Consider the following 25,405-nt stretch of genomic DNA (forward strand, 5'->3'; position numbering starts at 1 on the left):
CGGCAGGACAGAGGGGGGTGTAGCAACAGTACTAACCGGCTCGACCGTCGCTCACCACAACCCGTCGACCCGACGCGCCCCACCTGAGAGCACAGCCGCATCATTATGCAAGCGCAAAGACCTCGTTAAAAGCCAAGGCAAAGGCGTCCACCACCCTGTGCCGATCCCCGCCTGCCGAAGTGCCGCAGCCGTCCAGGTGTTACAGCCCACCAGCACGTTAAAAGCGCCTTCCGCCTCGAAAAACGCATCGTCCCTGCCATAAGACTGGCCGATGAGCGGAACCTCCCTACCCTCCGGTCGCGAAAAGCTCGCAACAATAAAATCGAGCATTCTCGCATATCCAGCGGCGGACAGATCGACCGCCATGACGCTCGGATCGAACAGCGGAATATCGCCGGCAAGCGCCACATGCATCACCGACCGATCGACGGTGAAACTCTTCAACACAGGCATGGGTTTAAGATCGGCCCATGTCGGTGTCTGCGTGTAGAACGCCAGGCCGCCCCAGCCGAAGACGATATAGCGAAGACCGGGGTGATCGATCTCCAGGCTGCCGTCGCGCAGAAAGGCAAATCGCGTCAGCAAGTCCGCATCAACCGGTACGGCGATATCGGTGTGGATCGGATTGCTGAGCACCAGGATGCGACGGGATGCGTCCGCAGGTGAAGCGGTGTCAGAGTGGGTGGGGTGCCTTGGCACGGCAACACCAAGCGCGAGGCCCGTAACGGCGAGAGCAAACACAATAAATATATATTTGAGTATGTTCACCAACGCTCACGCGATCAGGAGAAATGGCGGCGCCCAAAGTCCCCGCCAGGAACAAAGGCGCCGCCATGGATGAGTGTCATGCCGCCTTGGTTCTCGCCTTGCGCACCAGATGCGTCACCACGTTCTCGATCATCCGCATGCCGGCATCGCCACCGAGCGTCATGATCGATTCCGGGTGGAACTGCACTGCGGCCACCGGCTCCTTCATGTGCTCGATGCCCATGATCGTGCCGTCTTCGCTTTCCGCCGTGATCATGAAATCGCGGTGAAGCGTGGCAGGATCGGCAAAGATCGAGTGGTAGCGACCAACGGTCACTTCCTTGCCGAGACCGGAGAACACCAGGCCTGGCTCCAGAACACGGATGCGCGAGGGCTTGCCGTGCATCGGGATCGCCAGTTGGCGAAGCTCGCCGCCATAGGCTTCGGCGAGCGCCTGAAGCCCGAGGCAGACGCCGAAGATCGGCAGTTCGCGCGAACGGGCAGCCTTGATCGTCGCCTTGCAATCGAAATCACTCGGATTGCCTGGTCCGGGAGAAAGGACCACGAGATCCGGCTGGAAGCGGTCGAAGATTTCTGCCGGAACGGGGGTGCGCACGGTCGAAACCGTCGCACCCGTCTGGCGGAAGTAATTCGCCAGCGTGTGAACGAAGCTGTCTTCGTGATCCACCAGCAGGATCTTCACGCCGGTTCCGACCTTGGCCGCATCGCGCTTGCCGACGGTGGAGTTCTGCGCTTTCGCATCGCGAATGGCTGCAATCATGGCCGATGCCTTAAGTTCGGTTTCCGCTTCTTCTTCCTGTGGAATGGAATCGTTCAACAGCGTTGCCCCTGCCCGCACTTCCGCAATCCCATCCTTGATGCGGATGGTGCGCAGCGTCAGCCCGGTATTCATGTCGCCATTAAAGCCGACCATGCCGATGGCCCCACCATACCATGCGCGCGGGCTCTTTTCATGGTTTTCGATGAAACGCATAGCCCAGAGTTTCGGCGCGCCGGTCACCGTCACAGCCCAGGCGTGGGACAGGAAGCCGTCGAAGGCGTCCATATCGTCGCGCAGGCGCCCTTCAATGTGGTCCACCGTGTGGATCAGACGCGAATACATCTCGATCTGGCGGCGGCCGATGACCTTGACGGAGCCCGGCTCGCAGACACGGCTCTTGTCGTTGCGGTCCACGTCCGAGCACATAGTCAGCTCGGACTCATCCTTCTTAGAATTCAACAGCTTGAGGATCTGCTCGCTATCGGCAATCGGATCATCGCCACGCTTGATCGTCCCCGAAATCGGGCAGGTCTCGATGCGGCGACCGGAGACGCGCACGAACATTTCCGGCGATGCGCCGACCAGATATTCCTGATGGCCAAGATTGATGAAGAAGGAATAGGGCGACGGGTTGATCGCCTTCAGACGACGGGAAATCGCCGATGGATTGCTGTCGCAGCGCTCCATGAACTTTTGGCCCGGCACCACTTCGAAGAGATCACCACGGCGGAAGCTTTCCTTCGCCTTGATCACCAGTTCGGAATACTCGCCGGGGTGATGATCGCCGCGCGGCGGGATCGTATCGGTGGTCTTGAACGGCTCGGGCGTGGTCTCCTCCGACTTGCCCTCGGTCGTCAGCCCAGCCTTCTCGAAGTCGTAGCGGTCGATCCAGGCCTTGGCGGAATAGTGATCCACCACCAGAATTTCATCCGGCAGGAAGAGCACCATGTCGCGCTGGTCTTCCGGGCGCTGCAGCGAGAGCTTGATGGCATCGAACTGGAAGGCAAGATCGTAGCCGAAGGCACCGAAAAGGCCGATGGCCGAATCCGCATTGGAATAGAACAGATCGACGATGGCACGAAGCGGGGTGAAGACGGTCGGAATTTTGGAACGCTCTTCTTCGGTGAAGACACGGTCCGGTTCGTTGACCGTCAGATCGAGACGGCGGGCGGTCAATGCGCCGAGCGTCAGATCCGGGGTTGCTTTCAGCTTGTCGGCAATGAAGGACAGCAGCACTTCGCCGCGGCCATTATAGGCTTCGATCCACATCTTGCGACCGAAGGAGGAAATGCCAAGTGGTGGATCGATAATGGCCGTGTCCCAACGGGTATAGCGACCGGGATACTCATAGTTCGATGAGAAGACCGCGCCGCGACGGGAGTCGAGACCATCGACATAGCTGTCGATTGCGCTGGCGTAATCGGCTGCGCGACGCTTGCGCGAGACCTTGATGCCGCCCTTCGTCTCGTAGATTTCCGAACCGTCATCCTGAGTGATTGTAACCATTTTACCTGCAATTCCCGTGTTTTAGACCCGATGATGACCGGCGGCAGAATAACAAAAAAGCCGCCTGAAATTTCGGGCGGCTTGGACGTGTCGTGTGAACATGACTGGTCAAGGCCGCCTTAGCTGCCCCACCACCAGATCGCAATGTTCTTCGACGTTGTGTTCATGGGCGAAATTGTTAGCGGCAATAAGCGCGCTTGGCAAGCGGATTTGCGGGCGGCTTCTGAACCGGATCGCCCATTGGCGCGTTGTCGCTTTCGCGCAACCATCTGCGCAACAGGGGGCGACAGATCGACATGCTTCATCGTTTCTTCATTCTGGCTGCGGCATCGCTGCTGATTGCCGCAGCGGAACCGCCAAAACAGGTTCCCGTTCCAGAAGCAAAGCCGCAGCAGGAAACGCCTGAACAGGCGACCTCGCCGGAAAAAGCCGAGAAAGCGCCCGAGCAGGTCTCTCCGCCAGCAGAAAACACGGTCCCAAAGCCGCAGGACAAACCGGAGACGCCACCCCCCCAAGACCCGTCACCAGCCGATGGCAACAAGCCGGGCGAGAAGACACAGCCGGATGCCGATGGAAAAGCGGTCGAGGAAAAGCCTGGTGAAGAGAGAAAGGCCGAAGAGCCTGCCCCCGAACCGGTGAAGGAAGAAGACCCGGAAGAACTCAAAGCCTGCCTGTCGCAACTGAAGGAACTCGGCGCCGAGTTTCAAGAGATCGAGCCGATCAAGGGCGAGGAAGAGGGCTGCGGCATCGCTTCACCTCTGGAGGTCTCTGCGGTTCTGCCCAGCATCAAGCTTGAGCCGAAGGGAACGATGCGCTGCGAGGCAGCGCTTGCGCTTTCACGCTGGACAAAGGATGTGGTCATCCCGACCGCGAAGATCGCCATGCCCGACCGGCAGGTCACGGCATTCGGCAATGCATCCACCTATATTTGCCGCAACCGCAACAGTGCGGCGACCGGCAAGATGTCCGAGCACGCCAAGGGCAATGCGGTGGACATCGCCACCATGACCTTCGACAAGGGCGAGCCCCTCGTGATGAAACCGCGCGGCGAGGACGGCACCATGGAAGGCGCCTTCCAGCGCTCCATCACCACCGCCGCCTGCCTCTTCTTCCGCACCGTGCTTTCACCCGGAAGCGATGCCACCCATCAGGACCATCTGCATCTGGATGTGCTGGAGCGGAAGGGTGGGTACTTGTATTGTCGATAGAAATTGTCCTCCCCTCATCGGCTTGACTCTTTCCAAGTCTGACGTCATTGCTCAAAGCCATGTTCAGGAACCAGAACCTTTGCGATCGACGCCGACGCCGCTGCAATAACGCGGTGGCTTTTTGGGCTGCGCGTCAATCGGCATCCGTCGGTACGGTGACTGCCTCAGCATAAGTCCCGCGCAGCCGGAAGTGGCTCTGACCCGCTTTCCTGAACCCCCGCAGCCCTCGGCTTCGGGGGTTTTGTTTTATTCACTCTTAAAAGGACAGCATCATGAACATTCGCGCTGGCATTGTCGGCATTAGTGGTTTTGGCGGCGGAGAGGTATTGCGCTTGATCGCAGGCCACCCATTCTTCGAACTGGTCTATGCGGCGGGTGAAGGCAGCGCTGGAAGCCGGTTGGTGGAACGCTTTCCTGGTGTTCCTGGGCATCTGGCCGACATGGTGATCGAAAAATGGAATCCTGCCACTCTACCGAAACTCGACGTGCTATTTGCATCACTTCCCACCGGCAGTTCGGCTGAGACCCTTGCGCGTGTTCCGAGCGACGTGAAGATTGTGGATATAGGCGGAGACCACCGTTATGCCGATGGTTGGACCTACGGCTTAGCCGACATCTGGCCAGATCGGATCAAAGGACAAAACCGCATTGCCAATCCCGGTTGCTTTCCTGCGGCGACGCTGAACGCACTGGCTCCCCTGCTGGCCAACGGATTGATCGAACCCGACAACATAATTATTGATGCCAAAACAGGTATTTCCGGTGCTGGGCGAGGCGGTGATAGCAAATTTGGATACGCTGAAAGCAATGAAAACTTGATTCCTTATGGTCTACTCCGACATGTTCACATGCCCGAGATTGCCAAAACCATAGAGGGACTGAGCGGCGGCAGCGCGAGCGGGCTGGTATTTACACCTCACCTCATTCCGATGACCCGCGGCATCCTCGTCACCATCTATTGCCGGAGCCAAGCCACAACAGAGCAATGCCTGGATGCGGCGCGGCGCTTTTATGCCGAAAGAGCATTTGTGCGCGTGACAGACAGACCGCCACAGACAAAGTGGGCAACCGGATCGAACCTGTCCTTCGTCAGCTACGCCGCCGATCCCGAACGCCGCCTGTTGATCGCCATGGGCGTGGTCGACAACTTGGGGAAGGGAGCGGCTGGCCAGGCTGTGCAGAACGCGAACCTGATCTTCGGCTTGCAGGAATCGGCGGGGCTGGATGGCGCACCGTTTTGGCCGTGATCCATTTGCGATCCCGTCGTCGGCAATCGTCAGAGCTTATAGCATCGAGTTAAAACCAGCCTCGATCCTCGGGCATTCTAAGATTGAGAGTATGGAAGCGCCTCAAAGAATAGAAGGCGCTTCCTCGTGGCAGAAAGGGTGAAAGCGGCACTTGACGCTACCCACCCACGCCCCGGATCAGAACGTTTTTGTCAAAGAGACCTTAAACGATCTGCCTGCCTCAGTGTAGAAATCGACCGGCTGGTTGCCGCTCGATTGTGTTGTTGGATTGACGTCGCGCACGGCAACGGCGTTCCAGTATTTTTTGTCGAAAATATTGTAGACGCCGGCCTGGATGCGAAGGCCGTTCAGCTGTTCCGGCTCCCACCAGCCTGTCAGATTGGCGATGCCGTAGCCCGGCGCATCGAACGTGTTGGGATTATTATCTTTAGGCATTGGTGCTGAGAAGATGCCGGACAATTCGACTCCCCAGATATCCTGATCATAGCCAATGCCTGCCACCGCCTTGAAAGGCGCAACAGTCCGCAAATAGGTTCCATCGGTGCTGTTTCTGCCATAGGCGTAGGCCACGGAGCCATTGAGGAACAGCCCATTAGCGAAGTCCTTGCGGCCCTTAAATTCGATGCCAGAAATTTGCGCCTTATCGACATTACGCCATGACATGAGAAGCGGTGACTGCGAGACAACATAGTCTTCGATGAAGTTCGAGTAACGATTGTGGAAGACCGTGACCTTTCCGGAGAGATCGCCGCTCTCATAATTCGCGCCGACTTCGAACCCCTGCCCGGTCTCTGGCTTCAGATCAGGATTGCCACGAACCTCATAGCCGATATTCGGGAAGTAGATGTAATACTCATCAATCGTCGGCGCACGATAGGTCATCGACCATTGCGCAAAAAGCTCCGTTTCTGGCGTGATTTGATAGGTAGCCAAGAGCTTCGGAGAGAGCCGTGCGCCGCTCTTCGATGTCAGCGTTCCGTTGAAACCGGTGGTCGGCTGGGGATCGTAGTCGTACCAGTCGAAGCGTACGCCCGGCGTCAGAGCGAAACCGCTGTCACCAAAACCGATCCGATCATCGAGATAGATGCCAAGCTTCTTGCCATCCACATCCGGCATATCGGGCTTGTTGACGGCGGCGCTTGCGGGCAGACCTGCCAGATATTGTTCGGTCTGGAAAAACTGCAGCGTGCCGCCAAAGCGAATTTCGTGGTCGAGATAGCCTGCATCGAAACGCGAGATGGCGTTGCCCGTCAGGCCGTAGGAGTTTTCCTCCACCCTGTTGTGTCTCATATAGCGGGCGGAATCGCTGGTACGCAGGCCATCCGATCCAGCTTCTTTCGTCAGCTTCTGCCAGAAGATCGTTGCATTGGCAGCATCGATCAGGGAGTCTTCGCTCTCCGCCTCGTAGCTATAATCGAAAGATACGCGGTCGCGGTGGGTCTTTTCCTCACCCCAGCCCTGGCCGGGCAGATAGGTCGTAGCAGGACGCCCGCCGGATATGATGACCGTCGGGCTCTGCATCGTTTTCAGGTCGAAATCGGTATCGAGTTCGTACCGCTCTGCAGTCAGGCCGATGCGATGCCCACCAGCCAGATCCTGACGTACCTTCGCCATGACATTCTGCTGATCGAAATCGGCAGGGTTTGGTGCAGTCCGCTGGAAACCGTCAATGTCGTCCTTGCCGAAGTTGTCGCGTTCGTGACCCTTCTTATAGGCACCTTGGAACAAGACTGACGTGTTCTCTACTTTCTTCGCGACCGCCAGCGAGCCGCCGAGACTCTTATCGGAACTGTCATAGCCAAGCTTCGCTACGCCCCCCCAGCCTTTTTCTGGATCGATAAGGTCTTCCGGTTCAAGCGTTCTAAGCACCAGCGCGCCGCCCATGGCACCCGGACCGATGCGGCTCGAATCCGCGCCGCGCACAACATCGACAGTCGAGAGCGCTGCAAAGTCGAACGTGTTTGCGCCATCGCTCAAGCCAGTCGTTGGCGATGACGTACCTGCACGCACAAGATTACCGAAGGACGAGACGGGAATACCGTCCAGCAGCGTGACGATACGTGTACCACCGAGACCGCGAATGAAAAGCCCGCCTACTTTGCCTGGTTTGCTCTCGGTGAAATCCACCCCCGGCTCCGTCGTATTGCCGAGATCGCGCAGATTGCTAATGTCCTTCTTGCGGATTTCGTCTGCCGTCGTCACGCTGGCAAGCGGCGTATCGGATGCGGCATTGGCAGCCGGGTTCCCCGATGCAACGCGCGCACCCTTGATGGTAATTCGTTTCAGCACCGTGGGCTGTTGTCCGTCCTGCGGGGAAGCGGTCTGCGCCTCTGCGCTGACGCTATTGAGCACGAGCGCGAGCGCCGTGCAGACGAACAAGGCGGATTGAGAACCGCGGATAAGCATGATGACCCCCTGATGCCGAGCAGCAAGAGGCGCGCGCGATGGTACGCGCTACAGCCTCAAGGCCAGCTCGACGGATATGTGCTGAAATGTGACGGCTGAGCCGCAGGGGAGAATTAGAAAACATGATTATGTGAGTCAACATAATAAACATGATTACAATAGTCATCATTTTGTGATCTGCGATTTGTTGCAAAATTGTTACGCCAAGCGCCCTGTGACATCAGGTTTATGCCGCGGGGAAGCAGCCCGTGATAAACAGAATGTGTAGCGTGCGAGGGACTTGAAGATCAGTTTCTTCCGCTTAAATCACCGATTTACCAACACGCATATTACCCCAACGCGAGCCAAGGGCGCCCCGCCAACATGAAATCACTTGAACTCATTATCGAACGAATCATTCTTTCGAGCCGCTGGCTTCTGGTTGTCTTTTATTTCGGCCTGGTGGCAGCGCTTGGCGTCTATGCCTTTTCCTTCATCCTGAAGTTTCTCAAGATCGCGCAAAACGTTTTTGTCTACACCGACGCAGAAATGATCCTTGCCATGCTGGCCTTGATCGACGCCGCACTCGTCGCAAGCCTGATCGTCATGGTGATGATCTCCGGCTATGAAAACTTCGTCAGCCGCTTCGATGAAGCGGACGATCAGGTCTCCTTCCTTGGAAAGCTGGATGCAGGCAGTCTCAAGATCAAGGTCGCCTCCTCAATCGTCGCGATTTCCTCGATCCATTTGTTGCAAATATTCCTGAACGCCAACCAATATGCCGACAGCAAACTGATGTGGTTCACCATCATCCATCTCGCCTTCGTTGTTTCCGCCGTCATGCTTGGCTTTCTGGAAAAGCTGATGAACAAGCCGAAGGCCGTCAAAACCGATCTCGACATCTGATCGTCTGTCTGAAGGCACTGACCAATGGGGGCGCGGGAAATAAGCGAGCGAAAATATGGAGCTCGCTCCTGTCAGCAGGTTGCGAATGCGCTCAGCCTACGGAAGAATTGAAACTATTAAAAAACGCCACGCTAACCAAAGTCGGGACTATTGGAAATTATGGGTGGAAATTCGTTGCCTTTCGTCTATTTCTTGATGTTAACATATAAACCTTATCGAATGTAATCATTATGACGACACTGGAACGGCAGTCGGTATTTAGTCAGGAGATAGCGGCTTCGCAGAACCGTCCTGAGTGGCTGCAGACCGTGTCCCGCCTCGCGAAGACATTCGGCTTCATCCACACCACTTTGATGAAGGTGCCGACGCAAGGTGACGATACGCTGCAGCCGGTGCTTTTAGAGACGACAATACCTGTCGGCTTCATTCGCAGCGTCGATCAACATCACAAGCTGAATGATTGTCCTATCCTGGCGAAAATCGCCAACTCTTCATTGCCGCAATATTGGTGCTTCGAAGACGATATCCCCGTGCCGCCCTACAGCGCGGCGATCAAGAAGTTGATGGAGAAGTACGGCATCGTCAGCGGTGTCATCGCCCCCATCAATGGCCTGAATGGCCGGCGCTACGTTCTGCGCTTCGAAGGAGATTGCTCAAAGCCCAATCAGACCGTGCTGAATGAAATCGGCATCGTCGCCATTCATGCCTTCGACGTTTATGATCGTATCCGCAAGGCGGAACTGGTGGCGCCCAAAACGCTGACGAAGCGCGAGATCGAAGTCATTCGCTGGACGTCCCACGGAAAGACGTCTTCCGAGATCGGGCAAATCCTTTCGCTGTCCGACCACACGATCAATGCTTACCTCAACAATGCGATCAAGAAGCTGGATTGCGTCAACCGAACCCAGCTCGTTGCCAAGGCCATCCGCCTGAAGGTGATTAACTAATCATCGCCGCAAACGTCGGCGATCTCGCGGTTCGCTTATGACGCTACACGTCTTTGCGCGATGATGTTCCGCATCCGCAAAACCGCCGAAGAGTGCTACGAGACGTCTCAAGCGCTCCGCGATCACCCGCCAAGCGCCCCACGATTGCGTGTTTAAAGCGCGTCACAATCCTTCAGATTCGCTCCCTGCGCTTTAAGCTTGTCGCATGTCGGCATCGCAAAACCGCTGCGTAGTTTTGCTTGGATCATGCTTCAGCGATCCAGCACTGAGCGCAGCTCGACGAGATTGGAGCGAACTCTCAGCACATAGAAGCCCATGGTCGCCAGATGCGATGGCATGATCCAGCCGCTTTCATCGCCATTGGAGATGATAAAGGGCTGGATGCGAAGTGCAGCCCGCGTCTGGGCCAAAGTGTCGTTCCACAGGCTGGTCACGTTGCGCTCGCGAATAACCTGCTGGAAATCAGCGCCAGCGGCGGAGAGAATGCCGTAATAGCCGTAGAGCTGGCCATAGGCGAACCAGAACCGGTCGTCGGCGCGCGTGTCGAACCAGCCGCCATTGTAATTCTCGGAACGCTCGCGAAGGATTGCGGACGTGCCGCCGATATCGTTGGCGATGCGATCGATGAACTGGATGAGGTTGTCAGCCCGCGTATCGAAAACAGAGGTGCATTGAGCAAGGCTGACATTGAACTTGCGCAAACTTTCCGCTGCGGAGCGGTAATAGCTCGGCGTCGGCGTTTTGGGGCCGAAGGGGCTGAGACCGAAATACCAGGAATACTCGTCATATTGCAGATTGCCGCGGGCGTTTTGCAGGTCGTTATTAATGCCGGACGTTCCGCGCACGCGCCCAAGCGTATCGACAAGTTCGACCGCGGTACGGCGAACAGCCTGGTTCACACCGCGCTGGAACGAGGCCTTGTTGTCCAGAAAAGGCGTGCTGTCCCAGTCGATGCCGAAGAGGCCGAGCTTGTAGAGCAGCATCGAGGAGATCCAGGCATTCTGATCGACGTTGAAATCGATCAGCCCTGCCGCGACGTCTACGGTCGCGGATGGCTGGCAACTGCGGGCAACCGGGGCTGCGGCAACGGGGGCCGGCGCGGTTGCAGTTCCCTCGGTGGTGGACTGCCCCTGCGCTTGCGCGTCCGTTTGCGCCTGCGGCAAGGTTGCTGGCGTGGCAGGCAGTTCCTGGCCGGCACCGACGGTGCGGGTCGACAGCTTGTAATCTTCAACGTAATCCGGATTGAAATTCGTCCAGACCTGCGTTTGCCAGATAAAGTAGCCGTAGAGACCGAAGATGAGCACGAGACCGACAGCAAGCGGCGCCTGTATCATCCATGTCCGCGCGCCGGCAGATCCTTGCCTGGCGCGGAACGGCCAGATCAGCGCCGCGCCAAGAACCGACAGACCTCTTCCAAGCGCGCTGAAAACACGTCTGAAGAACGCCGAAACGGAATCAAGCATCTCTACCTCTCTCGATTGTCACCAAACGGCCAACTCCAATTGTGAGTAAAGCTCCGTTCTCAAATAGGTGCGCGCGGCATGGATACAACGCAGCACAGGTATCTTTTTACCGTCCACGTCCTTCAATCGCCACAACGCGAGACCGTTCTATCCTGTAGCGGCGAGCGAAGGCTTCGGTGACAGGTTGCTTCCGCTTGTCGATATCATCGAGGGTGATGGCATTATGCGCGTGGATCTTGATCAGATCGAGAAGATGGGGACGTGGCGAAGCGTCATTTTCTGTGATCTCCCGCATCAGCCCGTCGAGCGTCATGGTCACGGCGCCGTAGAGTTGAATGGCGCGCTCCATCGCAAGCGACAGCATGTTGTAGAGCATGGCATGAGCCGACAATCGCTGGGTCGCGCTTTGTGACAGCGATTCCTGCAACAGGATCTGCTCCTCCAGCCGTTGGTGGCGGGCTCTCAAGAGCTGATAGGATTTTTCTTGCTCTTCCAACTCCAGTGACAGGCTTTCCCGCTCGGCTTCCAGTGAGGCGCGGCGCTTGTCGTCGGTGACGCTGCCAAGCTTCCACTGTGCGGTTGCGAGCAACGCGTTGATCTCCTTTAGCCGCTGACGCCCCGCCTCTATCTCGGCTGACGACGTGCGCCGCTTTTCCATGATCGCACGCAGCGGCGCTTCGCATGTCTCGTGAAGCTTCGAAGCGGCAGTTTTCTCGTCCGACAAAAGTACCGCCACATCATCCGAAAGAAACAGCAGCCGCTTCAATGTTTCGGCGATCGCAAACGTCTTCACCCGTTCGGCCTGACGCTTCGTGGCCTTATTGCGCGAGAAGAAAGCCAAGAAATTCTCATAGCGCGTCCGCTCGCTGGCGGCGTCAAAACGCTCGAAGCACTTTTCGATGTCGCCCGAGAGATAGAGCGTAAGATTGGCAAGAGCCTTTTCGACCTCATCATAGCGCACAATCACGGCGTCGAGTGCCTGGCGCTCCTTATCGTGGCTGGCATCCGCGTCATCTGCGCCAAAGAGTGTCGAGATCTGTTGGAGCAGGCTGGCCTCGGCTGCGCGTGTGTCACCGATCGCGGCCCTTGCCTTTTCAATCTCGCTCTCAAGTGACGGCGTCTTCGCCATGGCAGGCTCTCTCCCGAATCGCTTGGGCAATAAAGCATGTCGCGCAAAACTGTGCAGCGGTTTTGCGATAACGACATGCGATGAAACAAGACCCGAAGGCGTAGGAGCGAATCTGAAAGATCGCGACATGCATAAGGCCACACGTTTCATATATCCACGAGCGGCCTCGTCTCAATGCGGGAGCATAAAGGAAAACAGACCTATAGATTGAGCTTTGCCAGTTCCGCATCCAGCCGTTCGCGTGCCTTCTTCGGCATTTTCCCAGCCTTTACCGCATCGAGGTTGGCAGGCTGATCGCCAACGACCACCAGCGCCACCATGCCCATGCCGAAATGCGGCGTGCACTTGAAGACATAAGCGCCCTGCCTGTCGACCGTCACCTTCAGCGTCTGGTTCATCTTGCCCTTGGCGTCCGCGAAACCCTCCGGCACCAGTTCCTTGATCGAAGCCGCATCATGGCCTTTGTCGACCGGAACGAAGCTGATGACGTCGCCCACGCCTGCTTTCACGGCAGCGGGCTCGAACACCATGGTCTGGCCATCCGCGCCCTTGTTCAGCATCTTGATCTCGATTTCAGCGGCAGTCGCCGGAAAAGTGAAGAAGCCGGCAATGGCGGCGGCGGTGAGAAGACGAAGAACGTGACTGTGCATTGCGCTTACTCCTGAAGTGGAACCGCCTGATGCGGTCTGCCTGCCACAGCTCCTACTCCCCCACGCGCACGTCTTCTTTGACCAAAATCAAACGGAGCAGCGTGTCGCGCTTACGCGCATTCAACGGCCTCAACCCAGTGGCGGCGGCAGAAGGACACATATTTCTCATTGCCACCGACATCGATCTGCGCGCCTTCCTTCACCACCTTGCCACTTTCATCGAAGCGCGCCACCATGGTTGCCTTGCGGCCGCAATGGCAGATGGTGCGGATCTCCCGAAGCTCGTCGGCAATGGCGAGAAGCTCCTTTGAGGCGGGAAAAAGCTTGCCCTGAAAATCTGTCCGCAGACCATAGGTCATCACCGGAATGTTCAGCTTGTCGGCGATCGTGGCGAGTTGCCAGACATGATGTTCGGAGAGAAAATTCGCCTCGTCGATGAAAACACAGGCGACCGGCTTCTCGCCATGCAATCGGGCCACCTCGGCAAAGATATCCGTGCTGTCTTCGAAGATCATCGCATCCGACGACAGGCCGATGCGCGAGGCCACTTTGCCAACCCCTGCCCGGTTGTCGAAGGCGGCAGTGAAGATCAGCGTGCGCATGCCGCGCTCCTGATAATTGTAGGACGCCTGCAAGAGCATGGTGGATTTTCCGGCATTCATTGCGGAGTAATTGAAATAGAGCTTGGCCATCATGCCCTCCAAACAGGTTTTCAGGCTCTTTTGCCTCGCAGGGGCGGGAGAAGGAAGGGTGGCCGAACAAAAGTCACAGCTTTCGCTCCGCAGCATCGGCCCGAAAATCGGATTTGATTTTCGGAAAAGCACGATGCCTAAACTTCAAGAAACAGAGTGCCCTGCATCCAAAAGGACGTATGGCGCTCCGTTCGTCGCAGTCGAGAGCGTGCAATGTCGCAAACAACACCGTCGCCCACGCAAATGCGCATGAGTTGATTGTGATTGGCGGATATTGATAATGGTCAGGGAACAAAAAAAGGGATTACGCAATGCTTGCACATCAACGTCGCTGTCTGGCTCTTGCCGCGGCAGTTTCCGCAATCGCCGTCTTTTCCACCAGCGCGTATGCTGCCGAACCGGCAAGCTGCGGAACGGTTCGCTTCTCCGACGTCGGCTGGACCGATATCACCGCGACGACCGCCACGGCCTCCGTCATTCTGAAAAGCCTCGGCTACAACACCGACGTGAAGATTCTCTCCGTTCCGGTGACCTACACATCGCTGAAGAACAAGGACATCGACGTCTTCCTCGGCAATTGGATGCCGACCATGGAAGGCGATATCAAGCCTTACCGCGAGGACAAGTCGGTCGAGACGGTGCGCGAAAACCTGACCGGTGCAAAATATACGCTTGCCACCAACGCCAAGGGTGCCGAACTCGGCATCAAGGACTTCAAGGACATCGCCGCCCATAGCAGCGAACTCGGCGGCAAGATTTACGGCATCGAGCCCGGCAATGACGGCAACCGTCTGATTCTCGGCATGGTCGAGAAGGACACCTTCGGCTTGAAGGATTTCCATGTGGTGGAATCCTCCGAGCAGGGCATGCTGGCGCAGGTGGCTCGCGCCGACAAGTCCGGTGAGCCCATCGTGTTCCTCGGCTGGGAACCGCACCCGATGAACTCCAATTTCAAGCTGACCTATCTGACGGGCGGCGATGACGTCTTCGGTCCGAACCTGGGCGGCGCAACGATCTACACCAATGTCCGCAAGGGTTATCTGGATGAATGCCCGAATATCGGCACCTTCCTCAAGAACCTGCAATTCTCGCTTCCAATGGAAAACGAGATCATGGGCAAGATCTTGAACGACGGTATGGAAGGCGAAGCCGCAGCCACCGCATGGCTGAAGGCAAACCCGAGCGCCATCGAGCCATGGCTTGCAGGGGTTAAGACCAAGGACGGCAGCGGCGACGCGCTGGCCGCAGCCAAGAAAAATATCGGCCTGTAAGGGCCGTTTACCCGCCTGTTACGCCCGGCTTCCGACCGCTTAATGCGTCGGAAGCCGAATAGATGAACCCGTTCACGAAAGGCAAAATCTTACCGTGGAATGGCTCAGTGCACCCCAAAATCGTTTACCGGTCGGTCGTTATGCCAAAGAGGCAATTGACTGGCTGACCACAAATCTTTCTTTCTTTTTCGATTGGTTAGCCTTTATTTTCGGAAGCGTCATCGACGCCATCCTCTACCTGCTGCAGGCGCCCCACCCTCTCGTCATCGTGGCGCTTCTGACCGCACTTTCCGCCTGGATGCGCCGCTCCATCGGAATGCCGCTCTTCACCGCCCTCGGCCTGCTTCTCATCATCAATCTCGGCTATTGGAAAGCGACCACCGAAACGCTGGCGCTCGTCATTGCCGCAAGCACCGTCTGTATGCTGATCGGCATCCCGCTCGGCATCCTCGCGGCGCGACGCAGATGGGTCTATAGTTTCATGCGCCCGGTTCTGGACCTGATGCAGACGATCCCCACCTTCGTTTATCTGATTCCGGCGCTCGTCCTGTTTGGGCTTGGAATGGTGCCGGGGCTGATCGCCACGGTCATCTTCGCCGTCCCCTCCCCCATCCGTCTGACGCGACTTGGCATCATTTCCACGCCACCGGCGCTGGTGGAAGCCGCCGTCGCCTTCGGCGCCACGCCCTCGCAGGTACTGCGCAAGGTGGAACTGCCTTTTGCCATGCCGCAGATCATGGCGGGCCTGACGCAGACCATCATGCTGTCGCTCTCGATGGTGGTGATCTCCGCACTCGTCGGCGCAAACGGTCTCGGCGTGCCGGTGGTTCGCGCGCTGAATACGGTCAACATCGCTATGGGCTTCGAAGCAGGTCTTTGCATCGTCATCGTGGCGATCATCCTTGATCGGCTCTTTCGCCTGCCCGGCTCGGAGGATGAGGTATGAGTGACGCAATCATCTTCGGAAACGTCGATATCGTCTTTGGCGATCATCCTGACCTGGCCCTACCCATGATCGATGCGGGGCGAACCCGCAGCGAAATCAACAAAGAGACCGGCCTTGTGCTTGGTGTGGCCAATGCGTCGCTCTCGGTCAAGGAGGGCGAAATCCTCGTCCTCATGGGGCTGTCGGGCTCGGGGAAATCGACGCTGTTACGCGCCGTCAATCGTCTCGCCCCGGTGGTGCGCGGGAATGTCAGCGTCAAGACCGATACGGGCTATGTCGATCCCTATAGAGCGTCATCCAAGGCGCTGCGGGATCTGCGCTCCCGCACCGTCTCCATGGTCTTCCAGCAATTCGGCCTTCTGCCATGGCGCAATGTTGCCGATAATGTCGGCTTCGGGCTGGAGCTCTCGGGAGTGTCGGAGGCCGAGCGCAAGAAGCGCGTTGCCGAACAGCTCGAACTCGTCAATCTCTCCGACTGGGCCAACCGGAAGGTGGGCGAACTTTCAGGCGGTATGCAGCAGCGTGTGGGTCTTGCCCGCGCTTTTGCCACCGGCGCACCGATCCTCCTGATGGACGAGCCGTTTTCCGCACTCGACCCGCTCATCCGCAGCCGACTTCAGGAAGAGTTGCTGGAATTTCAAAGCAGGCTGAAGAAAACGATCCTCTTCGTCAGCCACGACCTGGATGAGGCCTTCCGCATCGGCAATCGCATCGCCATGATGGAAGGTGGACGCATCATCCAGTGTGGCACGCCGCAGGAGATCGTGCGTAACCCTGCCACCCAGTATGTTGCGGATTTCGTTCAGAACATGAATCCGATTTCCATGCTGACAGCCGCCGATGTCATGCGCCGCGGCGTGGCAGCCGATCACGGCAATAACCCGGTTGTGGCCACGGCCCGCCCTTCCCTGCCGCTGATCGACATCTTGGACGCCATGGCAAGACAGCCCGGCACGATCGGTGTCGTCGAACAGGGTGCGGTCGTTGGCACCATCACCTCGGAAGACATTGTCCGGGGACTGACGCGTCATCGCAACGTCTAAAGCACGGTCCGTACAAAAATGTGCAACCGTTCTACGATAGCGACAGGCGGTAAAGCAAAGAACTGACCGCGAAAGGAGCGATCTGAACGATCGCCAGGCGCTTCGAGGATCACCTCGGCTGGAAAACAACCAGCCGAGGAATTGGCTGATACCACTGATTCGCTAGACGAATGGGTCATTACGAAGAATGGCGTCATCTCAATACCACAATATCCAAAGGCGCGCATGTTCAACGGGGCAAGCACTGCTTACTTTTCCCTCGATTCGGAGCATCCAGACTACTAGATTTGGCACCCACCGAGTTTCAGGGTAAAAATATGACTGCGATAGTCAGAATTACCAAGAATAAAAAAAGATTATTTTCAACCAAATTTGACAATAATCATTTCTTATTTTGCATTACTTGCCATTTTTAGCAGAAAATAATACTCAAAAATGACACAGTCGGATAAATAGACGCTAAATTACGACACATCTAATAAAGCGTGACCTTTACCTTAGATTTAGGTATATACAGTCTCGCGACCATGTTGGTAAAACTTGACGCATGGGGCAATTCGTTGCCGGACAAGAAAGCCAGGGGCGGCTTCGAATTTAGGAGACTGGAAATGACGACGCAGACCTTATCAGACCAAGCTAATGTTGCAGCAGGGCTTCTGTCGGCCATGGCTAATCCCAAAAGGCTGATGATCCTTTGCAGCTTGGTCGAAGGTGAAGTTCCGGTCGGCGTTCTGGCAACACAGGTTGGCCTCAGCCAGTCGGCCTTGTCTCAGCATCTTTCCAAGCTTCGTGCACAGCGCCTCGTCAAGACGCGCCGCGATGCACAGACGATCTACTACTCCAGCACCTCGGACTCGGTGAAGAAGATCCTGGCGTCGCTTGAGGAAATCTATTGCGCGCAGAGCGACAGCAAGTCCGCCGCGTGATCTAAAGCATTGTCCACGCAAAACTGTGCAGCGGTTTTGCGATAACGACATGCGATAAAACGGAAGCGTGAAGAGCGGGTTTGAAAGATTTCGACCCGCTTTAGAGCGTGTATTTAACGCTCGCTCGAGCGCCAACCACTACATCCATCCTTCAGACTGGTAACGCCGAACGCTCTTTGAGCATCTGCGCCGCGCGCGCATAGCCGCCAGCAGCCCCATCCACAAAATGCATATGATCACGTGACAGCGGCGATGGGACGACGCAGGTCATGAGAGCCGCATCCTGCTCGTGCAAACCGTAAAAGCAGACGCCGTCACGCTCCGCACCTTCCAGCCGTGCCTTGATCCGGGAAAGCCGGTCCGCATCCACATCGATCGTCATCTTCAGCCCGTCATCGAACTTGCGAAAGTCCGTGTTGCTTGCGACGGTTGTCTTGTATTGAACAGGATCGAAGCGACCGACCGGCTTTCGCAACCAGTAGAGCACCGTGATCAGAACGGTCTGGAACGCCACCCAGCAGCCTTTGCGAAACTGGGAGACACGATCACCGAAGCCGGAGAGTGCTTTGGCCTCCATCACCAGCCCCTCACGGATGAAGCCGAGCGCCGGTCCTTCAACGGGCACGGGATGGCCTTCACGACCATCTTCATTCGCAAGTGTGACGATATCGGCAACGAGCCGGCGAAAGGCTGCCATGTCTCCACCCGCACGTGGGGTGGCGATGATCGATACCACTGCACCATAGCGCGCTTCTATGGGATTCCATCGGCAGGACAGGCCGGAAAGATCGGGCCTGTCGCCCGCTTCCGCCTCGTCGATGAGATAGTGCCCGCCCTTCATCTGCATGTCGGCCCAATTGTTGCCGCCACCGGAGAACATCGCATAGGACACGTCGTCGCTCGCCTGAAAGCGTGCGACGCGGACATCCAGCCCATGCGCCCTGATCTCCGTCACCGGCACCAGTGCCGCACGCAGCGTGAGATCTAGATCCTCGCTCACCCACCGCCGGACTTTCGAAAGTGCGGTGCGCGATGCCTCGATTGCCTGCGGCGGCACGGCGACAGCCGCACCATCGCCGCCGAAGACAAAGGGCAGATCATGGCGTTCCAAGGCATTGAGAATGCCTGAGATGACGCCGGCACCTGCCATATTGACCGCCTTGTATCGGCCTTGCGCGATGGCATCGGTGGAGTCGACAATGTCGGCAAGCGCCAGCGCCCAGCCATCGGGAAGAGGACGATAGAGCTCCGGCTCAGCGACATCTTCGAAATGCCGGAAGACAGGCAGGTAGGACAGAAATTCTTCATCGGACGATCGCATCGTCATAATATCCTCCCCGCCTGATGAAAAAGCCAGTCTCGATCGCCCTGTGTCGCATAGCAAACAATGCGTCCACCCAGGGACGGCGATCACATAGCTTTTACAAATGCTTTTACGTTGACGGACCGGTTCCAGATCAAACGCGACTTGCTAAATGGCCATCGCCTTGTCACAACGGAGGACTGGGGTACGGAATTCAAATGTGAAACGGCACTCCTTTGCCCGACGAACGGCGCCTCATTTCTGCGAGTGCGTTGCCGACGCCGGGTCGAATCGGGCGATACGCCCAACCCAAGGAGAAATTGAATGAAAACCAAGATTTTGACCGGCCTGGCGCTTCTCGCCTCCGTGGCCTTTGCACCTGCAGCGCATGCTGAGATCGTCATCGGTCTCATCGCGCCTCTCACCGGTCCGGTTGCCGCTTACGGCGATCAGGTGAAGAACGGCGCGCAGACCGCTGTCGACGTCATCAACAAGAATGGCGGCATTCTCGGCGAGAAGGTCGTGCTGAAGCTCGCCGATGATGCCGGTGAGCCCAAGCAGGGCGTTTCCGCCGCCAACCAGCTGGTTGCAGATGGCATCAAATTCGTCGTAGGCCCGGTTACCTCGGGCGTTGCCATTCCGGCCTCCGACGTTTTTGCCGAAAACGGCGTCGTCATGGTCACGCCAACAGCAACTGCGCCGGACTTGACCAACCGCGGCCTCACAAACATCTTCCGCACCTGCGGTCGTGACGACCAGCAGGCTGAAGTGGCTGCGAAGTTCGTTCTGGCTCAGTTGAAGGATCGCCAGATCGCCATCATTCACGACAAGGGCGCTTACGGTAAGGGCCTTGCGGACGCCTTCAAAAAGACTTTGAATGCCGGCGGCGTGACCGAAGTCCTGTATGACGCGCTGACGCCCGGCGAAAAGGATTTGAGCGCGCTCACTGCGCGTCTGAAGTCTCAAGGCGTGGATGTCGTCTATTTCGGCGGTTACCACCCGGAAGCCGGTCTTCTGGTCCGCCAGTTGCATGACATCGGCGCGAAGGCGACCGTCATTGCCGGTGACGGACTCTCCAACTCCGAATTCGCCAATATCGGCGGCACCGCGGCAGATGGTACCATCTTCACCAATGCTGCTGACGCAACGAAGAGCGCAGACTCCAAGGCCGCCGCCGAAGCGTTGAAGGCTGCTAATATCCCGGCTGAAGCCTTCACGCTGAACGCTTACGCCGCCGTGGAAGTGCTCAAAGCCGGCATTGAAAAGGCGGGCTCTGCAGAGGATTCCGAAGCGGTCGCTACGGCGCTCAAAGGTGGCGAGCCGATCCCGACAGCCATCGGCAAGCTGACCTACGGCGAAACGGGCGACCTGACCTCGCAGGCCTTCTCGCTGTACAAGTGGCAGGGTGGCAAGATCGTTTCGGCAGAGTAAGGATCGACGCCCTCTTCCGCTGACCGAGCGCGAGGATGGTGACCATGACCGAAACACGAACTGATCGGACCGGGCGCGCGCAACGCGCCCGGTTTTCTTTTTGCATGGAACGCTCTTTCCAGGCTTAATTATCCAAAGACACAGAATCGACATGAGGTGACGCGTGGTATCGAAACTCGAACGCAAGATCGACCAGGGAACCGGACGGGAGAAAGCGGATATCGTTCTGAAGGGCGGGCGTTTCTTCGATCTTGTCACGGGTGAACTGGTCGCTTCCGACATTGCGATCTGTGACGATACGATCGTTGGCACCTGCGAGTCCTATCACGGCGTCGAGGAGATCGACATCTCCGGCAAGATCGTCGTACCGGGCTTTATCGACACCCATCTTCACATCGAATCGTCGCTCGTCACGCCGCATGAGTTCGACCGCTGCGTCCTGCCCTATGGCGTCACCACCGCGATCTGCGATCCGCATGAAATCGCCAATGTTCTCGGCGCGGAGGGCATCCAGTTCTTCCTCGATTCCTCGCTCGAGACGATCATGGATATCCGCGTGCAGCTCTCTTCCTGCGTGCCCGCCACTCATCTGGAAACCGCTGGCGCCGATCTGCCGATTGAAAAGCTCCTGCCCTTCCGCGATCATCCAAAGGTCATCGGGCTTGCCGAGTTCATGAATTTTCCCGGCGTGATCCACAAAGACCCGATCTGCATGGCGAAACTCGAGGCGTTTCAAGGCCAGCATATCGACGGCCACGCGCCGCTTCTCTCCGGCATGGGGCTTAACGGCTATCTGTCTTCTGGCATCCGCACGGAGCATGAATGCACCAGCGCCAGGGAAGCGCTCGAAAAGATCCGCAAGGGCATGCATATTCTGGTCCGTGAAGGATCTGTATCGAAAGACCTGCACGCTCTGATGCCGATCATCACCGAACGCCTGTCGCCCTATCTGGCGCTCTGCACCGATGACCGCAATCCGCTCGACATCGCCGAACAGGGTCATCTAGACTATATGATCCGCACTGCCATCGCCAATGGCGTCCAGCCGCTGGCAATCTACCGCGCCGCATCGATTTCGGCAGCGAAAGCCTTTGGCTTGCGAGATCGCGGCCTCGTCGCGCCCGGCTGGCGCGCCGATCTGGTGGTGATCGACACGCTGCAGAACTGCAAGGCCAATATGGTCTTCTCCGCCGGCAGGCGCGTGACGCCAGAGCTTTTTTCCACCCGCAAACCGGTCGCTCCCGTCGGTCTCGACAGCGTCAAGGCAAGGCCGGTGCTTGCCGCTCATTTCGGCGTGCCGGTGACGGAAGGCAAGACATCCGTTCTCGGCGTCCTGCCGGGCAAGATCATCACCGAGCATCGCCGCTTCAAACTGCCAAGCGACGGTAACCAGACGACGGTCGATCTCGACAACGACATCATCAAGGTGGCGGTGATCGAGCGGCACGGCAAGAATGGCAATCACGCCAATGGCTTCGTCCAGGGCTTCGGCTTGAAGAAGGGCGCCATCGCTTCCACCGTCGGGCATGACAGCCACAACATCTGTGTGGTGGGTGTGAACGAGGATGACATGGCGCTCGCCGCCAATCGCCTCGGCGAGATCAAGGGCGGCTTCGTGGTGGCGGAAAACGGCAAGATCACCGGCGAGATCGCGCTGCCCGTTGCCGGCCTCATGAGCCTGGATCCCTATGAGACCGTACGCGACACCTTGCACACCCTGCGCCAAGCCGCCTATGCGCTCGGGACCACGCTGGAAGAGCCCTTTCTGCAGGTTGCGTTTTTACCGCTGCCCGTCATTCCACATTTGAAGATTTCCGATAAAGGCCTGGTGGATGTCGATCTTTTTCAGCTTATTGGTGGCGATGCAAAATAGTGTCGTTAGAGGCCGCTAAAAAAGCAACCAACGCAGATATAGTGCGCCTCTACTTCGACTTTACGCAATCGTGATACTGTATTACCTTTATTAGACTAGGTCCTGCTCTTCTGTAGTGATCGTCACAAGCGGAGCTGCCCTTGGTTATAAAGCGCATCGACAAGAAACAGCTTAAGATCGGGATGTTTGTCGAGGCAATCGAAGGCCCGTGGCGCGACGATCCTGCAATGGGCCGCCGCTTTCTGGTGAAAACTGCCGAACAACTGGCCGCGATCGTCAATGGCAATGTCAGCGGTGTGTTCATAAACACCGCGCTTGGCAAGCCGCGCGGAGCAAGCGACAGCATCGTATCCGAACAGAAAACGCTGCGAAATGCCACGAGGCAGGAAAAGCTGCGAATTGCCCACGCCATCAACCACCAGTCTGAGGAAGCCAAGGGGCTGATCCAGGGCGTTTTTGACGGTCAGGATGTCAGTGTCGCGGCATTCGCTCCGCTGTTGGACGATATTGGCAGGACGATGGACGAAAATCCTTCGCTCTTCATCGGCATATCGCGCCTGCGCTCGCAGGATACCGCCACCTTCGTCCACTCGCTCTCCGTCGCGGCGCTGATGGTGCACTTCGCTCGCTCGATGGAAATGGACGAGTCAATCGTCCAGCTCCTCTGTGTCGCAGGACTGTTGCACGATGTCGGCAAGCTCGCGATCCCGAAACAGATTCTGCACAAGCAGGGGCCATTAAACGCGGATGAGCGCGTGCAGATCGAGCAGCATCCCGAGCTTGGCTACGAGGTCCTGAAAAAGCAGTCGGACATGCCGGAACTCGTGCTCGAAATCTGCCGCTCCCACCATGAGCGTATCGATGGCAAAGGCTATCCGCAGGGCCTCTCCGGCGCGCGGATCAGTCCGGAGGTTCGCATGAGCACGATTTGCGATGTATTCGATGCACTGACATCCGCCCGATCCTACAAGAAAGGCTGGTCGGCACAACACGCTCTCTCCTGGATGATGGATCGCGAAGAACAATTCGACAGAACACTGCTGCGCCGCTTCATTCTCAGCCTCGACACCGAAATGACGAAGGGCCTTCTCTAAGACCCATGGCAATGATCTGAGCGATTACGATCGCTCGATCCGTGCGCAGAATGCGTCCAGCGGTTCCAGCTTCACCGTATCGATATCGAAAGCGGGATCGAATCCGGGCAATGCCAGATGCTCGACCACACGAAGCTCCGGCGGCAGGCGGAAATCGGCTGGCTGACGCGTCAGGTTGAAAGCAAAGAGCAGGCTTTCACCATTCTTCTCCCGCGTAAAGACGAGCAAATCCTGATTGGTCTCGAGAAACGCCATGTCGCCGTCGCGAAGCGCCGCATGGCTGCGGCGGAAGGCCAGCATCGCCTTATAGTGATTGAGAACCGAATCCGGCTTCCGCTCCTGCCCATCCGCCGCCAGCATGGCATGCGCATAAGGAACCGGCAGCCACGGCTTTTCGGCAGTGGTGAAACCGGCATGCGGCTTACCAGTCTCCCATACCATCGGCGTGCGGCACCCGTCGCGACCCTTGAACGCCGGCCAGAAGCGGATACCGTATGGGTCGCGCAAATCCTCGAAGGCAAGATCGGCTTCGGTCAGCGCCAGCTCTTCGCCCTGATATAGGCAAATGGAGCCGCGCAGTGACGCCAGCACGCCGATCGCAAGCTTTGCCACACGGGTCTGCTCGTCCACATTTTCGGCAAAGCGGCTCAGATGACGGATGACGTCGTGATTGGAAAAGGCCCAGCAGACCCAGCCATCGGTGACCGCCTTTTGAAAACCGTCGACTGCGCCGCGAATATGGCTGGCGGTGAAATCCGGCCCCAACAGGTCGAATGTATAGCACATGTTGAGCTTGTCGTTATCCGCCGTATAGGCGGCGACGGTCTTTAGCGAGCGGGCGCCATCTCCCACCTCGCCCACCGTCATGCGCCCCTCATACTCATTCAGCAAAGCCCGGAAACGCTTGAGAAAGGCAAGGTTCTCGATCTGCGTCTTGTCATAGAGATGGCTCTGCATGCCATAAGGGTTGACGTCCGGCGCATCGAGACCGGCCTCATCGCTATCCGGCTCGTGCGGTGGGTTGTCCCGCAGTAGCTTGTCGTGGAAGTAATAGTTGACCGTATCCAGACGGAAGCCGTCCACGCCCCTCTCGAGCCAGAATCTGACGGTGTCCAGAAGCGCGTCCTGCACATCCGGATTATGAAAATTGAGGTCCGGTTGCGAGCCGAGGAAGTTGTGCATGTAATATTGCTTGCGCACCCCATCCCATTCCCAGGCCGGTCCGCCGAAAACCGAGAGCCAGTTGGTCGGCGCCGTGCCATCCAGTTTCGGGTTTGCCCAGACATACCAGTCCGCCTTCGCATTGGTCCGGCTGGTTCGGCTTTCCTTGAACCACGGATGCTGATCGGACGTATGCGAGATGACCTGATCGATAATGACCTTCAGTCCGAGCTTATGCGCCTCGGCAATCAGCGCATCGAAATCCGCAAGCGTCCCGAACATCGGATCCACATCGCAGTAATCGGAAACATCGTACCCCATATCCGCCATCGGCGAGGTGAAAAAGGGCGACAGCCAGATGCCATCGACACCGAGTGCGTCGATATAGGGTAGATGCTTCGTGATGCCCGCAAGGTCGCCGAAACCATCACCCGTCGTGTCCTGAAAGGAGCGTGGATAGACCTGGTATATGACCGCTCCCCTCCACCAGTCTGCGTCATGAACTTTGTGTCCGGTGGTAGACATGGCTTGCGGCATGAAGGATCTCCGAAGTGAAGCTGTCCAACCATATAAAGCCCCGATTGATCCGTAAACGGTGAATGCCGGTTGAATATAAGATCGCCCCTTCAATCGGCTTTCGCCGCCCTTGCAAGCCGGGCCGTGGCGTCGTAATGGCGAAGCGTCAGACGACAGGAG

The 25,405-nt window shown here is 57.5% G+C and carries 20 protein-coding genes; 11 read left to right on the forward strand and 9 right to left on the reverse strand.

The features are described 5' to 3' along the window. Positions 1–51: 51 nt before the first annotated feature. Both QE408_RS18775 and QE408_RS18780 read right to left on the reverse strand, forming a co-directional pair. Positions 52–768 carry a TIGR02117 family protein gene (locus tag QE408_RS18775; RefSeq protein WP_306933790.1) on the reverse strand — a complete coding sequence of 239 codons (717 nt, stop codon included), beginning with the start codon at positions 766–768 and terminating at the stop codon, positions 52–54. 76 nt (positions 769–844) lie between these two features. Then, entirely contained in the window at positions 845–3,034 is a 2,190-nt protein-coding gene (locus tag QE408_RS18780; RefSeq protein ID WP_306933791.1) for an anthranilate synthase, read from the reverse strand. 296 nt (positions 3,035–3,330) lie between these two features. Here QE408_RS18780 and QE408_RS18785 point away from each other — a divergent pair, with 296 nt between their 5' ends. Together QE408_RS18785 and argC are read left to right on the forward strand one after the other, a co-directional pair. Next, a complete protein-coding gene (locus QE408_RS18785; protein WP_306933793.1) occupies positions 3,331–4,242 on the forward strand; it encodes an extensin-like domain-containing protein in 912 nt (303 codons plus the stop codon). A gap of 272 nt (positions 4,243–4,514) precedes the next feature. Then, entirely contained in the window at positions 4,515–5,489 is a 975-nt protein-coding gene (argC, locus tag QE408_RS18790) for an N-acetyl-gamma-glutamyl-phosphate reductase (RefSeq protein ID WP_306933795.1), read from the forward strand. Between the two features lie 177 nt (positions 5,490–5,666). On the opposite strand, the gene QE408_RS18795 is transcribed toward argC, so the two are convergent. Continuing rightward, positions 5,667–7,895 (reverse strand): TonB-dependent hemoglobin/transferrin/lactoferrin family receptor, encoded by a 2,229-nt coding sequence (locus QE408_RS18795; protein ID WP_306933796.1) that lies wholly within the window; start codon positions 7,893–7,895, stop codon positions 5,667–5,669. A 363-nt stretch (positions 7,896–8,258) separates the two neighbouring features. On the opposite strand from QE408_RS18795, the gene QE408_RS18800 reads away from it, so the two are divergent. Both QE408_RS18800 and QE408_RS18805 read left to right on the forward strand, forming a co-directional pair. Then, positions 8,259–8,780 (forward strand): TIGR00645 family protein, encoded by a 522-nt coding sequence (locus tag QE408_RS18800; RefSeq protein WP_306933797.1) that lies wholly within the window; start codon positions 8,259–8,261, stop codon positions 8,778–8,780. A gap of 230 nt (positions 8,781–9,010) precedes the next feature. Further along, a complete protein-coding gene (locus tag QE408_RS18805; RefSeq protein WP_306933798.1) occupies positions 9,011–9,727 on the forward strand; it encodes a helix-turn-helix transcriptional regulator in 717 nt (238 codons plus the stop codon). A 251-nt stretch (positions 9,728–9,978) separates the two neighbouring features. Here QE408_RS18805 and QE408_RS18810 read toward each other — a convergent pair whose 3' ends face one another. From QE408_RS18810 to QE408_RS18825, 4 genes are all read right to left on the reverse strand, one after another. Then, positions 9,979–11,190, reverse strand: coding sequence for a DUF2333 family protein (locus tag QE408_RS18810; RefSeq protein WP_306933799.1), 1,212 nt, complete (start codon positions 11,188–11,190; stop codon positions 9,979–9,981). A 106-nt stretch (positions 11,191–11,296) separates the two neighbouring features. Beyond that, positions 11,297–12,319, reverse strand: coding sequence for a hypothetical protein (locus QE408_RS18815; RefSeq protein ID WP_306933801.1), 1,023 nt, complete (start codon positions 12,317–12,319; stop codon positions 11,297–11,299). Between the two features lie 200 nt (positions 12,320–12,519). Continuing rightward, positions 12,520–12,969 (reverse strand): pseudoazurin, encoded by a 450-nt coding sequence (locus QE408_RS18820; protein WP_306933803.1) that lies wholly within the window; start codon positions 12,967–12,969, stop codon positions 12,520–12,522. 110 nt (positions 12,970–13,079) lie between these two features. After that, a complete protein-coding gene (locus QE408_RS18825; protein WP_306934865.1) occupies positions 13,080–13,661 on the reverse strand; it encodes a thymidine kinase in 582 nt (193 codons plus the stop codon). A 311-nt stretch (positions 13,662–13,972) separates the two neighbouring features. On the opposite strand from QE408_RS18825, the gene QE408_RS18830 reads away from it, so the two are divergent. From QE408_RS18830 to QE408_RS18845, 4 genes are all read left to right on the forward strand, one after another. Continuing rightward, the gene (locus QE408_RS18830) at positions 13,973–14,932 is read left to right on the forward strand and encodes a choline ABC transporter substrate-binding protein (RefSeq protein ID WP_306933805.1); all 960 of its coding nucleotides are present in this window, start codon (positions 13,973–13,975) and stop codon (positions 14,930–14,932) included. Between the two features lie 58 nt (positions 14,933–14,990). Beyond that, positions 14,991–15,878 carry a choline ABC transporter permease subunit gene (gene choW, locus QE408_RS18835; RefSeq protein WP_349042831.1) on the forward strand — a complete coding sequence of 296 codons (888 nt, stop codon included), beginning with the start codon at positions 14,991–14,993 and terminating at the stop codon, positions 15,876–15,878. Next, entirely contained in the window at positions 15,875–16,921 is a 1,047-nt protein-coding gene (choV, locus tag QE408_RS18840) for a choline ABC transporter ATP-binding protein (RefSeq protein ID WP_306933810.1), read from the forward strand. Before choW ends, choV begins: the two co-directional genes overlap by 4 nt. A 608-nt stretch (positions 16,922–17,529) precedes the next feature. After that, entirely contained in the window at positions 17,530–17,847 is a 318-nt protein-coding gene (locus tag QE408_RS18845) for an ArsR/SmtB family transcription factor (protein ID WP_116492093.1), read from the forward strand. A 151-nt stretch (positions 17,848–17,998) separates the two neighbouring features. Here QE408_RS18845 and QE408_RS18850 read toward each other — a convergent pair whose 3' ends face one another. Next, entirely contained in the window at positions 17,999–19,168 is a 1,170-nt protein-coding gene (locus tag QE408_RS18850; RefSeq protein WP_306934867.1) for a DUF3095 domain-containing protein, read from the reverse strand. A 306-nt stretch (positions 19,169–19,474) separates the two neighbouring features. On the opposite strand from QE408_RS18850, the gene QE408_RS18855 reads away from it, so the two are divergent. The 3 genes from QE408_RS18855 (at position 19,475) to QE408_RS18865 (ending at position 23,548) form a co-directional block, all read left to right on the forward strand. Beyond that, positions 19,475–20,581: an ABC transporter substrate-binding protein gene (locus QE408_RS18855; RefSeq protein WP_306933815.1), complete on the forward strand. Its 1,107-nt coding sequence runs from the start codon at positions 19,475–19,477 to the stop codon at positions 20,579–20,581. Between the two features lie 163 nt (positions 20,582–20,744). Further along, positions 20,745–22,454: an adenine deaminase gene (ade, locus tag QE408_RS18860; RefSeq protein WP_306933818.1), complete on the forward strand. Its 1,710-nt coding sequence runs from the start codon at positions 20,745–20,747 to the stop codon at positions 22,452–22,454. A 140-nt stretch (positions 22,455–22,594) separates the two neighbouring features. After that, positions 22,595–23,548, forward strand: coding sequence for an HD-GYP domain-containing protein (locus tag QE408_RS18865; RefSeq protein WP_306933819.1), 954 nt, complete (start codon positions 22,595–22,597; stop codon positions 23,546–23,548). 24 nt (positions 23,549–23,572) lie between these two features. Here the strand turns inward: QE408_RS18865 and bglA are convergent, their stop codons facing one another. Further along, complete coding sequence (gene bglA / locus QE408_RS18870; protein WP_306934869.1) at positions 23,573–25,234, reverse strand: beta-galactosidase BglA; 1,662 nt, start codon at positions 25,232–25,234, stop codon at positions 23,573–23,575. Between the last annotated feature and the right edge of the window lie 171 nt (positions 25,235–25,405).

Origin of the sequence: Agrobacterium larrymoorei (genome assembly GCF_030819275.1) — a bacterium.
GTDB lineage: Bacteria > Pseudomonadota > Alphaproteobacteria > Rhizobiales > Rhizobiaceae > Agrobacterium > Agrobacterium larrymoorei_B.

Bases quoted from the DNA above. Each gene is read 5' to 3' on its own strand.
- QE408_RS18825 (WP_306934865.1), bottom strand. From the start codon at position 13,661: ATGGCCAAGCTCTATTTCAATTACTCCGCAATGAATGCCGGAAAATCC.
- QE408_RS18830 (WP_306933805.1), top strand. From the start codon at position 13,973: ATGCTTGCACATCAACGTCGCTGTCTGGCTCTTGCCGCGGCAGTTTCC.
- bglA (WP_306934869.1), bottom strand. From the start codon at position 25,234: ATGTCTACCACCGGACACAAAGTTCATGACGCAGACTGGTGGAGGGGA.
- QE408_RS18785 (WP_306933793.1), top strand. From the start codon at position 3,331: ATGCTTCATCGTTTCTTCATTCTGGCTGCGGCATCGCTGCTGATTGCC.
- QE408_RS18805 (WP_306933798.1), top strand. From the start codon at position 9,011: ATGACGACACTGGAACGGCAGTCGGTATTTAGTCAGGAGATAGCGGCT.
- QE408_RS18810 (WP_306933799.1), bottom strand. From the start codon at position 11,190: ATGCTTGATTCCGTTTCGGCGTTCTTCAGACGTGTTTTCAGCGCGCTT.
- QE408_RS18820 (WP_306933803.1), bottom strand. From the start codon at position 12,969: ATGCACAGTCACGTTCTTCGTCTTCTCACCGCCGCCGCCATTGCCGGC.
- QE408_RS18850 (WP_306934867.1), bottom strand. From the start codon at position 19,168: ATGCGATCGTCCGATGAAGAATTTCTGTCCTACCTGCCTGTCTTCCGG.
- QE408_RS18780 (WP_306933791.1), bottom strand. From the start codon at position 3,034: ATGGTTACAATCACTCAGGATGACGGTTCGGAAATCTACGAGACGAAG.
- QE408_RS18815 (WP_306933801.1), bottom strand. From the start codon at position 12,319: ATGGCGAAGACGCCGTCACTTGAGAGCGAGATTGAAAAGGCAAGGGCC.
- QE408_RS18855 (WP_306933815.1), top strand. From the start codon at position 19,475: ATGAAAACCAAGATTTTGACCGGCCTGGCGCTTCTCGCCTCCGTGGCC.
- argC (WP_306933795.1), top strand. From the start codon at position 4,515: ATGAACATTCGCGCTGGCATTGTCGGCATTAGTGGTTTTGGCGGCGGA.
- choV (WP_306933810.1), top strand. From the start codon at position 15,875: ATGAGTGACGCAATCATCTTCGGAAACGTCGATATCGTCTTTGGCGAT.
- QE408_RS18795 (WP_306933796.1), bottom strand. From the start codon at position 7,895: ATGCTTATCCGCGGTTCTCAATCCGCCTTGTTCGTCTGCACGGCGCTC.
- QE408_RS18845 (WP_116492093.1), top strand. From the start codon at position 17,530: ATGACGACGCAGACCTTATCAGACCAAGCTAATGTTGCAGCAGGGCTT.
- QE408_RS18800 (WP_306933797.1), top strand. From the start codon at position 8,259: ATGAAATCACTTGAACTCATTATCGAACGAATCATTCTTTCGAGCCGC.